Source organism: Streptomyces sp. NBC_01241, from assembly GCF_041435435.1.
Lineage (GTDB): Bacteria > Actinomycetota > Actinomycetes > Streptomycetales > Streptomycetaceae > Streptomyces.
This window is the reverse complement of sequence record NZ_CP108494.1, coordinates 4139364-4151237: the sequence shown is the minus strand read 5'-3', so window position 1 is coordinate 4151237 and position 11874 is coordinate 4139364. Positions and strand designations below refer to the sequence as shown.

Below are 11874 nucleotides of genomic sequence, written 5' to 3'. Positions count from 1 at the left end.
GGCAGTGCGACGGACGGCCCCGACTGAGACGATCCGGTCAGCACCACACGGGGGAACACGGGGGATACGGGGGTACGGGGGTACGGGGGAGATCCGGCTGCTGTGGCACCGCGATGCGCGGCGCCACAGCACCGGAGTCACCCACCACCGGATCGCCTCCCACGAACGAACCCCGCACGAAGATCGCCCGCACGAACAGACAGGGGGTGGACCGATGCAGGAGTTCCTGAACGCGGGAACCGCCTTTCCGGCCGTCCTGTTCGGCGCCGCGCTGGCCGTGGTCGTCTTCTTCTGGCTCCTCGTACTGGTCGGCGCGGCCGACCACCATTCCTTCGACGGGGATCTCGGCACCGGCATGGCCGGGGCCGGCGGAGTGCCGGTCACCGTCACGGTGTCCGTGATGGTCGTCGTCGGCTGGTTCACGAGTCTGACCGGTACGGTCCTGCTGCACCGCAGCGGTGTCACCGGCCTCACCCGCGCCGGACTCGCCTGCGCCGTGCTCGCCGGGGCGCTGCTGATCTCCTGGACCGTGACGCGCGTGCTGGTGCGCCTGGTGCGCCGGCGCTTCCCGGAGGAGCCACCTCCGTCGCGACAGGACTTCCTCGGCCGGATCTGCACCATCCGTACGGGCTCCGTCAGTTCCGACTTCGGCCAGGCCGAGGTCGCGGCGGCCGACGGTTCCACCGCGATCGTCCAGGTCAGACTGCTCGGTTCGGCGAATGCCGTGCATGGCGCGGACGGCGCGAAGGGCGCGCACGACGCGGACGGTACGGAACTCACCGCGCTCACCTCGGGCAGTGCCGGGCTCCTGTACGCGTACGACGACGAGGGCGAGTTCTTCTGGGTCTCGCCGTACGACAAGGCGCTGGATCCGGGACCACCACGCTCCGGCTGACCTGCCCGTCTGCCCGTCTGCCCGTCTGCCCGACTGCCCTCCTGCCACCGCCACCGCGCCGGTACCGCCCTGCCGAAACGTCTCGCCGGTACCGCCGCGCCGAAACCGTCCGGCGGACCCACCCGCCTCTTCACTTTCCTCTCATCAGCTGCCAAGGACTGCCATGGATGCCATCACCCTGGGCTTCGGTGTGCTCGTAGCCGTCGTTCTGCTCATCGCCGTCGCCCTGCTCCTCGTCATCAGCCGGCTCTTCCGCAAGGTGGAACAGGGCAAGGCACTGATCATCTCCAAGACGAAGAAGGTCGATGTCACCTTCACCGGGGCCGTCGTCCTGCCGGTGCTGCACAAGGCCGAGTACATGGACATCTCGGTGAAGACCATCGAGATCCGCCGCACCGGGCGCGAGGGACTGATCTGCCAGGACAACATCCGCGCCGACATCCACATCACCTTCTTCGTCCGCGTCAACAAGACCGTCGAGGACGTCATCAAGGTCGCCCAGTCCATCGGTACGGGGCGGGCCAGCGACAAGGTGGCGATCCAGGAATTCTTCGCCGCGAAGTTCGCCGAGGCGCTCAAGACCGTCGGCAAGCAGCTGGACTTCGTCGATCTCTACACCAAGCGTGAGGAGTTCCGGGACCGGATCATCCGGGTCATCGGCACGGACCTGAACGGCTACCACCTCGACGACGCGGCGATCGACTTCCTTGAGCAGACGCCCATGACACAGCTCGACGGCGGCAACATCCTCGACGCGCAGGGCATTCGCAAGATCACCGAGCTGACCGCGATCGAGCACGTCCGCACCAACGAGTACCAGCGCACCGAGCAGAAGGAGATCACCCGGCAGAACGTCGACGCCCGGGAGACCATTCTGGAGCTGGAGCGCCGGCAGGCCGAGGCCGAGATCAAGCAGCGCCGCGAGGTCGAGACGCTGCGGGCCCGCGAGGAGTCCGCGACCGCCCGGGTCCAGGAGGAGGAACGGCTCGGCGCCCAGACCGCGTTCATCCGCACCGAGGAGCAGCTCGGCATCCAGCGCGAGAACCAGGCCCGGGAGATCGCCGTCGCGCAGAAGAACCGCGAGCGGGTCATCGCCGTGGAGAACGAGCGCATCGAGAAGGACCGGCTGATCGAGGTCATCGGGCGCGAGCGGCAGACCGAACTCGACCGGATCGCCGCGACGAAGGAGGTCGAGGCCGAGCGCCGCGAGGTCGCCGACGTGATCCGGGAGCGGATCGCCGTGGACCGTACGGTCGCGGAGCAGGAGGAGTCCATCAAGACGCTGCGGGCCGTGGAGGAGTCGGAGCGCACCCGCAGGTCGGTCATCATCGCCGCCGAGGCGGAGGCCCAGGAGAAGCTGGTCAAGGACATCAAGGCCGCGGAGGCCGCCGAGGCGGCGGCCACCCACCTGGCAGCCGAGCAGCTGACGCTCGCCGAGGCCCGGCTGAAGACCGCGGACCTGGACGCACAGGCCAAGCTGCGGCTGGCCGAGGGCATCCAGGCGGAGTCCGCGGCGCCCGGCCTCGCGGAGGTCCAGGTGCGTGACGCGGAGGCCGACGTCATCGAGAAGACCGGTCTCGCCGAGGCCGAGGCCACGTCCGCCCGGCTCAAGGCCGAGGCGGAGGGGTCCAGGCTCAAGGCGCTCGCCGCGGCGGAGGGTATGCAGGCCCAGGCCACGGCCGACGCGGCGATGATCGGCGAGAAGCTGAAGGCCGAGGCGGCGGGGCTCACCGAGAAGGCCGCGGCGATGGCGGCGCTGGACGACGCCTCGCGCGGGCACGAGGAGTACCGGCTGCGGCTCGCCGCGGAGAAGGAGATCCGGCTGGCCGGGCTCGACGTGCAGCGGCAGGTCGCCGAGTCGCAGGCGACGGTGCTGGCCACGGGGCTGGAGAACGCCGACATCGACATCGTCGGCGGGGAGTCGGTCTTCTTCGACCGGCTCGTCTCGTCCATCTCGATGGGCAAGAGCTTCGACGGGTTCGTCGAGAACTCGGACACGGCGAAGGCGCTCGTGGGGCCGTGGCTGAACGGCACGTCGTCGTTCACGGACGATCTGACGCGGGTGCTGGGATCGGTGTCGACGGGCGACGTGCAGAACCTGACGGTGTCGGCGCTGCTCATGCGGATGATGCGGGCGCCGGGGACCGGGGTCGCGCCGGGGCAGGTGCAGCAGCTGCTGGCCGCGGCCCGGGAGTTGGGACTGGCGGATGTGCCGGTGTCCGCGCTGGGGGGTGCGGAAGGGGTGCCCGGGGTGGCCGCCTCCGACGTGCCCGCCCCGCGCAACGGGTCGCCGGTCGCGTAGGGCCGACCCGAGCCCGTCCGGTGGCCGCTTTGTCCTCGCTCGCCGGACGGGCTCGATTTTGCCGGACCGTTCAGTGAGCCGGGCCTGCTCCGGCGAACCGTCCGTCCTCAAACGCCGGACGGGCTGAGTGGCCCGCACCGCACACCTTGTAGGGAGAGTCGCACGGATGGAACCCGACACCACAACCGCACCGGCCGCCGGCGGCCCCGTGGACGCGGGAACGTACGACGTGCTGCGGCGCCGGCTGAACGACCGGGCAGCCGAACTCGCGAGCCGCGCCGAGGCGCTGAACGCGCGGCGCACCGAGGAGTTCGGCTCGACCGAGCTCCGGCTGACCGGCACCGAGCAGATCCGTACCGAGCAGGCATCCGTACCCCGCGATCTGGTGGCCGTCGGCGGCCGGCTGCTGTTCGGGTTCGAACGGGGGCCGGGGGCGGCGGACCCGGCCAGGGTGGGCGACGTACTCGCCCTGTACGGCCCCGAGCTGGAGGAAGTGCCCGCGGACGGGGGCGGCCTGCTCGACGACGAGGCCTTCGTACGCGAATTCACCGCCCTGCACCGCTACTACCGCGACGCCCGGCTCCTGCGGCTGCGCCGGGTGGACGGCCGGCTGCTCGCCGTCTTCCGTACCGGGGAGAGCGCCGACGGCATCCGGGTGCTGCGCTGGGCGCTGGCCGCGGACGGTTCGCCGGGTGCGTTCCGCGACGCGCGCGGCGACCGCGACCACGTCTTCCCGCCGTCGCACGACTTCAGCTGGACCGTCGCGGGCCGCGAGTCCCACGTTCTCGGCCGGCACCCGCACATCGCGGTGGGCGGCGACGGCGACGGCACGGGCGCCGTCCTGTTCGTCGACACGCTGGGCGGCACCCTCACCGTCAAGACGGTCAACGACACCGACACCCCCGACGGGATCTACGAGGAGCCGGTTTCCGAACCCCTCCAGTCCCTCGCCGACGCGGACGTCGAGCATGCCGTGATCGGCCCGCTGGTCCTGCTCCGGGTCCGCCCGTACAACGAGGAGTCCTGGCGTCACCTGGTCTTCAACTCGCTGCTCGGCACGGTCCTGCGCCTGGACCTCATCGGGCCCGCCTGCCACCGGCTCCCGGAGGACCAGGGGATCATCTTCCCCGGCGGCTACTACCTCACCACCGGCACCGCCAAGACCTTCGACATCGCCGAACCGCTCACCGACCCGGTCTTCGAGGGCACGGTCCGCTCCCCGAACGGCGAGGACGTCCTCTACGTCTTCCGCTCCCCCGACGACGGCCGCAGTCTGCTCCTGCCCTACAACCTGATCCGGCAGGAGGTCGCCACTCCCCTCCAGGGCCGCGGCCACGCCCTGCTGGACTCCGGCACGCTGGTCCTCCTGCGGGCCGGCGCCACGGGCGACGAACCGGCCCGGGTCCATCCGTTGCAGCGCTGGCAGACCCCGTACGTCTCCGACACCTACGCCGCCTCCCGCCCGGCCGGGAGCGGCCCCCTCGCCCGGGTCGGCAACGCCGACCTGGTGCGCGGCATCTCCGACTGCCTCGCGCTCGCGCACAGCGCCGCCGAGACGACTCCGACCGCCGCCGTGTACGCGCGGCTCGTCGCGGACTGCGCCCGCGCCCGCGACCGCTACCACTGGCTGACCGATCCCGAACTCGGCTCGCTCGCCGAACCGTTGGCTGAACTGCGGGACACCGCGCAGCAGGTCCTCGGCGAGTTCGAGACGGTGCGGGAGCTGACCCGGCAGGCCGCCGACGCACTCACCGAGACGGCCGACCGGCTCACCGCGCTCGTCCGCCGCATCCGGGGCGAGGCCCCGGGCTCGGCCGCCGCCTGGATCGACCGGATCACCGAACTGCGCCGCGCGCACGGTCATCTGGCGACGCTGGCCGAGATGCGGTACGCGGACACCGAGCGGATCGCCGAACTCACCGCCGCCACGGCCGAGGACATCGAAACGGCCGCCCGGCGCGCCGTCGCGTTCCTCGGCCGCGACGACGCGTTCGCCGGCTACCACGAGGACATCGCCCGCCTCACCGCCGAGGCGTCCGCGCTCACCGGAGTCGTGGACGCGACGGCGCTCGGCGACCGGCTGACAGAGATGACGGAGGGCCTCGGCACCGTCACGGACGTCGTCGCCGGGCTCGACATCGGTGACGCGACGGTCCGCACGTCGATCCTGGAACGGATCGCCGAGGTCCTCGGCGGGGTCAACCGGGCCCGCGCCACCCTCGACGCGCGCCGCCGTGAACTCCTGGACCACGAGGGCCGCGCCGAGTTCGCGGCCGAGTTCGCGCTGCTCGGGCAGGCCGTCACGGGGGCGCTGGCCGCGGCGGACACCCCGGACGCCTGTGACGATCAACTCGCCCGACTGCTCCTCCAGTTGGAGAACCTGGAGTCGCGGTTCGCGGAGTTCGACGACTTCCTCGCCGAGCTGGCCGAGCGGCGCACGGAGGTCTACGAGGCGTTCTCGGCCCGCAAGCAGACCTTGCAGGACGCCCGTGCCCGGCGGGCGGAGCGGCTGGCGGATTCGGCGGCCCGGGTCCTGGAGACGGTCTCCCGGCGGCTGGCCGCCCTGCCCGACCTGGACGCCGTCCACACGTACTTCGCCTCCGACCCGATGGTCGCCAAGGTCCGCCGCACCGCGCAGGAGCTGCGCGAACTCGGTGACCCGGTGCGCGCCGAGGAGCTGGACGGGCAGCTGCTGGCCGCCCGGCAGGAGGCCGGGCGAGCACTCCGTGACCGCAGTGAGCTGTACGCGGACGGCGGCGCCACGATCCGCCTCGGCCGGCACCGGTTCGCCGTGAACACCCAGCCGTTCGACCTGACGCTCGTCCCGCACGGGGACCGGCTGGCGTTCGCGCTCACCGGCACGGACTACCGGGCGCCGGTCACCGACCCGGAGTTCGAGGCGACCCGCCCGTACTGGGACCGGACGCTGCCCTCCGAGTCCCCGCAGGTCTACCGCGCCGAACACCTGGCCGCCCGGCTCCTGGACGAGCGCGGCGCCGACACGCTTGCCGGCCTGGACGCCGACGAACTGGCCGCACTGGTGAGGGAGTCGGCGGCATCCGGGTACGACGAGGGCTACCAGCGCGGAGTCCACGACGAGGACGCCACCGCGATCCTCACCACTCTGCTCGCGCTGCACGCCGGGGCCGGCCTGCTGCGCTGCCCGCCCACCGTACGAGCGGCGGCGCAGCTCTTCTGGGCGTACGGGACGGACGAGTCCCGGCGCGCCTCCTGGACCCGTCGGGCCCTCTCGCTGGCCCGCGCCCGCGAGACGTTCGGCCTCGCCCCGGCCATCGCGGCCCTTCAGGAGGAGTGGGCGGACGTCATCCGGGCCGACGGCTCCCGGGGCGGGGACTCCGGGGGAGGAGAATCTCGGCCCTCCCGGTCCGACGCGTCCGGCCCCGATGCCTCCCGGGCTGTCGCCGCGTACCTCTTCGAGGAGCTGACGAGCGGCCCCGCCGGATTCGTCACGAGCGCCGCCGTCGTGGAGTTCCTGGACAAGTTCCGCCGTGCGACGGGCTCTTCGGCGTACGACGAGGACCTCGCCGCCCTCCGCGACGACCTCCCGGCCCGGCGCCAGCTGGTCGAGGGCTGGCTCGCCTCGTACGCCGCCGCGAGCGGCACGGAGACCGACGCGGGCGATCTGGCGGAGGCCGTCGCCGTGGAGCTCTGCCCGGAGCCGGTGCTCGCGCGGTACGAGTGCGAGGCGCCGCTCACCGCCACCGTGGACGGCCTGCTCGGCACCCACCCGCGCGTCGACCGGGGCCGGCTCACCGTCCGCCTCGACGAACTCCTCGCCCGCGCCGCCGAGTTCCGTACCACCGCCGTGCCCGGCTTCCGCGCCTACCAGCGCCTGCGCACCGCGCTCGTCACCACCGAGCGGACCCGGCTGCGGCTGGACGACCACCGGCCGCGCGTCATGTCGGCGTTCGTCCGCAACCGGCTGCTGGACGAGGTGTATCTGCCGCTGATCGGCGACAGCCTCGCCAAGCAGATCGGCACCGCCGACGCCGACCGGCGCACCGACTCGCAGGGCCTGCTGCTGCTCGTGTCGCCGCCCGGCTACGGCAAGACGACGCTCATGGAGTACGTCGCCGACCGGCTCGGCCTCGTCCTCGTCAAGATCAGCGGACCCAACCTCGGGCACGACGTGACGTCCCTCGATCCGGCACAGGCGCGCTCCGCGACCGCCCGCCAGGAGATCGAGAAGATCAACTTCGCCCTGGAGGCGGGCAACAACACGCTCCTCTACCTCGACGACATCCAGCACACCTCGCCCGAACTGCTCCAGAAGTTCATCCCGCTCTGCGACGCCACCCGCCGGATCGAGGGCGTCCGGGACGGCGAACCCCGCAGCTACGACCTGCGGGGCAAGCGGTTCGCGGTGTGCATGGCGGGCAATCCGTACACCGAGTCCGGGGCGGCGTTCCGGGTCCCCGACATGCTCGCCAACCGGGCCGACGTCTGGAACCTCGGCGAGGTTCTGAGTGGCCGCGAGGACGTCTTCGCGCTGAGCTTCATCGAGAACGCGCTGACCGCGAACCCGGTGCTGGCACCGCTCGCCGGACGGTCCCGCGAGGATCTCGCGCTGTTCGTACGGCTCGCTTCCGGCACCGAACCCGCAGCAGGCGCGGACCGGCTGGACCACCCGTACACACCCGCCGAGGTGGACCGGATCGTCGCGGTCCTGCGCCACCTGCTGAGGGCCCGGGACACGGTCCTCGCCGTGAACGCCGCGTACATCGCCTCCGCCGCGCAGACGGACGCGACGCGCACCGAGCCGCCGTTCCGGCTCCAGGGCTCGTACCGCAACATGAACAAGATCGCCGAGCGGATCGTGTCGGTGATGAACGAGGCGGAGCTGTCCGAGGTCATCGACGACCACTACGCGGGCGAGGCCCAGACGCTGACCACCGGTGCGGAGTCCAACCTCCTGAAACTCGCCGCGCTGCGCGGCCGTCTCACCCCCGAACAGTCCGCGCGCTGGTCCGCGATCACCGCCGCCTACGTCCGTACGCAGACGCTCGGCGGCCCGGACGGAGATCCCGTGACGCGAGCGGTCGCGGCGCTGGGGCTGCTCGCGGACCGGATCGCGGCGGTCGAGTCGGCGATCGTCCGGGTCGCGGACCCGCGCCATCTGCTCACCAACCCGCAGGCCCGGCACGCGGCGCCGCCGCGCGAAGCCGCCGAGGAAGATCACTGATCGGCCAGGTGCGACGGAGAGGAGCAAGGCATGCTGGGTCCCGTGCCTCCACTTCCCCAACAGTCCCATCAGCCCCAACGCTCCCCGTTCAGCGGACACATGGTCGTCTGCGGCGACGACGCGCTGGCCCAGCGGCTCGCCGGCGAGCTGCGCTATGTGTACGGAGAACGGGTCACCCTCGTCCTGCCGCCCGGACGCGACGAGCACCGGCCGGAACTGCCACTGACCGGGCGGGGCCGGGCGGCGGCCCTGTTCGGCCGGATGTCGCAGGCGATGAACCGCAACGGCGGGACCAGCTGGCCCGCCGCTCCGGGGAGCGGCGACACCAACGCCGGAGTGGAAGCGGTGCGCATCCTGGAGGCGGCGGAGCCCTCCGACGAGGTGTTCGAGGAGGCCGGCGTCGCACAGGCCGCCGCGCTGGCCCTGGTCTACGACGACGACGAGCGCAACATCCGCGCCGCGCTGGCCGCCCGCCGTCTCAACCCCCGTCTCCGGCTGGTCATCCGGCTCTACAACCGCAAGCTGGGCCAGTATCTGGAAACTTTGCTCGACCAGGCCGCCGCCGTCGCCGCACCCGGTCTCGACCGGGCCGCGCTGGACACCTCGACCACCGTCCTCTCCGATGCCGACACCGCCGCGCCCGCCCTCGCGGCGACCGCCCTCACCGGCTCCAGCAAGGTCATCCAGGCGGAGGGCCTGCTGCTGCGCGCCGCCGAACGCACCCCGCCCCAGGGCGGCCGGACCGCCGACCCCGGCCTGTGCACCCTCGCGCTGCTCTCCTCCACCACCCACGACCCGGCGGGCACGGAGGGCTCCGACAGCAGCGGCGACGAAGGGCCCCAACTCCTGCCCGACGAACGGCAGGTGGCCGCTGCCACGGGCCGCGGCACGGTCGTCCTGGAAGCGGTCAGCCAGGCGGGCCCGGCCGGTCCGTCGCCCCGGATGAGCGGCAGGGGAGCGCCGCTCAGCCAGTTCTTCTCGCGGCGGCTGCGCTGGTCGGCGCTGGGGGTCGGGCTGGCCGTGCTGGGCCTCGCCGTCGCGTCCACGCTCACCACCGGCGACGACCCGTTGCACGCCGCGTATCTGACGCTGCTGGACCTGTTCGCGATGGGCGACCCGGCGATCGGCGACCCCACGGCCCGCCAGCTCATCCAACTCCTCTCCGGTGTCGCCGGGTTGATGCTGCTGCCGCTGCTCGTGGCGGGTGTGCTGGAGGCCTTCGGCTCGCTCCGGACGGCATCGTCCCTGCGCCGCCCGCCGCGCGGCCTCTCCGGCCATGTGGTGCTGCTGGGCCTCGGCAAGATCGGTACACGGGTCCTCGTCCGGCTGCGTGAGCTCGGCATTCCCGTGGTGTGCGTGGAGGACGATCCGGACGCGCGCGGCATCCCCGTGGCCCGGCGGCTGCACGTGCCGGTGGTCCTCGGCGACGTCACGCAGGAGGGTGTCCTGGAGGCGGCGAAGATCCAGCGCGCCCGCGCACTCCTCGCCCTGACCAGCGTCGACACCACCAACCTGGAGGCCGCGCTGTACGCCCGCTCGGTCAAGCCGGATCTACGCGTCACCCTGCGCCTGTTCGACGACGAGTTCGCCACCGCCGTCTACCGCACCCTGCGCACCGCCCACCCGCAGGCCCTGACCCGCTCCCGTTCCGTCTCCCACCTGGCCGCCCCGTCCTTCGCGGTCGCCATGATGGGCCGGCAGATCCTGGGCGCGATCCCGGTCGAGCGGAAGGTGATGCTGTTCGCGGCGATCGAGGTCGCGGGGCATCGGCAGCTGGAGGGCCGCACGGTGGAGCAGGCGTTCCGGGCGGGCTCCTGGCGCGTCCTCGCCCTGGACGCCACCCCGCCCGAGGACCGCCGCCCGGACCTGGCCATGCCCGCCCCCGCGTCCCCGGACCGCCCGTCGGGCCTGGTCTGGGACCTGCATCCCGGGTACGTGCTGCGCCCCGAGGACCGCGTGGTGATCGCCGCGACCCGCCGGGGCCTGGCCGAACTGCTCGGCAGGCGGGGCTCGTTGACGCACCGCTGAGCCACGGGTGGCCGTGCGGCCCGCGAGATCCGGGTGCCGGCCCGCGTCCCCGTTCCCTGCCCGCCGGGCCCGGATGGCGCCCATCCGGGCCCGGCGGGCCCAGGCCCTGAAGGTGGCGGGCCTCCCCTGGAGGGCCGCCACCACAGCGGCGCGGACGACGCCTGGAACATCGCGGCACGGATCCTGGAGGTGGCGGCACGGGGCGCCTGGCCGGAAGCCGCCACCTGACCGCCCGCCGCTACAACACCCCGCCCATCACCCCCCGCACCTCGTCCAGCGTCGCCCCGGCGATCTCGTGGGCGCGCTCGTTGCCGGCCCGGAGCACCGACCGTACGTACGCCATGTCCTGCGCGTACTCCGCCCGCCGGGCCCGGATGGGCGCCATCCGGCTGTTGACGGCATCGGTCACCGTCCGTTTGAGGGCGGCGGCACCCCCGCCGCCGATCTCCTCGGCCACGGCGTGCGGATCGCGGTCCAGGCAGAGCGCCGCCAGCAGCACGAGCGAGGACACCCCGGGCCGGGCCTCGGGTTCGTACGTGATGTGCCGCTCGGCATCCGTCTTCGCGCCCTTGATCAGCCGCGCGGTCTCGTCGGCGGTGGCGCCGAGCGCGATGGAGTTGCCCCGGCTCTTGCTCATCTTGGTGCCGTCGGTCCCGAGCAGGAGCGGCGCGGCGGAGAGCAGCGCGTCCGGTTCGGGGAACACCGTCCCGTACCGCTCGTTGAAGCGGCGGGCGACGGTCCTGGTCACTTCCAGGTGCGGCAGCTGGTCCTGCCCGACCGGCACCAGGTTGCCCTTGCAGAACAGGATGTCGGCCGCCTGGTGCACGGGATACGTGAACATCAGCCCGCTGACGGCGGACTGCCGGGAGTGCACGATCTCGTCCTTGACGGTGGGATTGCGGTTCAGCTCGGCGACGGAGACCAGACTCAGGAACGGCAGCATCAGCTGATTGAGCGCGGGCACGGCACTGTGGTTGAAGACCGTCGAGCGTGCCGGGTCGATCCCGACGGCCAGATAGTCCAGCAGCATCCCCTCCATGTGTTCGCCGAGCCGGTCGGCGACGTCCCGGTCGGTGAGCACCTGGTAGTCGGCGATGATCACAAAGACGTCCACCCCGAGCTCCTGGAGCCGGACGCGGTTGTGGAGGGTGCCGAAGTAGTGCCCGAGGTGCAATGGCCCGGTGGGCCGGTCCCCGGTCATCACCCGGAACTTCTCCGGGGCCTGCCGGATCCGCGCCTCCAGGTCGGTGGCGCGCTGCTCGGGCGGTGCGGTGGTGACGGTGCTGCCCATGGGGTTCCTCTCCTCGCGAGTGCTGGTTGCGTGGAGGACGGCCCGCCGGGACCACCGGCATCCGCACCCGTACGAGGGCAGAGAAAAGGGCCGTCCGTTTCGAACGGCCCTGTTCCGTGCAGATGGAGGTGGCCGCTCCTAGAAGGAGCGCCACC

5 protein-coding genes are annotated in these 11874 nt (G+C 72.4%); 4 read left to right on the top strand and 1 reads right to left on the bottom strand.

All coding sequences use genetic code 11. The features are described 5' to 3' along the window. Positions 1-214: 214 nt before the first annotated feature. The 4 genes from OG306_RS18390 (at position 215) to OG306_RS18375 (ending at position 10428) form a co-directional block, all read left to right on the top strand. Positions 215-895 carry a hypothetical protein gene (locus tag OG306_RS18390; protein WP_266747199.1) on the top strand — a complete coding sequence of 227 codons (681 nt, stop codon included), beginning with the start codon at positions 215-217 and terminating at the stop codon, positions 893-895. A 163-nt stretch (positions 896-1058) separates the two neighbouring features. Beyond that, the gene (locus OG306_RS18385; RefSeq protein ID WP_266747198.1) at positions 1059-3197 is read left to right on the top strand and encodes a flotillin family protein; all 2139 of its coding nucleotides are present in this window, start codon (positions 1059-1061) and stop codon (positions 3195-3197) included. 166 nt (positions 3198-3363) lie between these two features. After that, positions 3364-8400: a DNA repair ATPase gene (locus OG306_RS18380; RefSeq protein WP_371665508.1), complete on the top strand. Its 5037-nt coding sequence runs from the start codon at positions 3364-3366 to the stop codon at positions 8398-8400. Between the two features lie 30 nt (positions 8401-8430). Continuing rightward, positions 8431-10428 carry an NAD(P)-binding protein gene (locus OG306_RS18375; protein WP_266906115.1) on the top strand — a complete coding sequence of 666 codons (1998 nt, stop codon included), beginning with the start codon at positions 8431-8433 and terminating at the stop codon, positions 10426-10428. A gap of 238 nt (positions 10429-10666) precedes the next feature. Here OG306_RS18375 and trpS read toward each other — a convergent pair whose 3' ends face one another. Beyond that, entirely contained in the window at positions 10667-11719 is a 1053-nt protein-coding gene (gene trpS, locus OG306_RS18370; RefSeq protein ID WP_327259016.1) for a tryptophan--tRNA ligase, read from the bottom strand. Positions 11720-11874 lie beyond the last annotated feature (155 nt).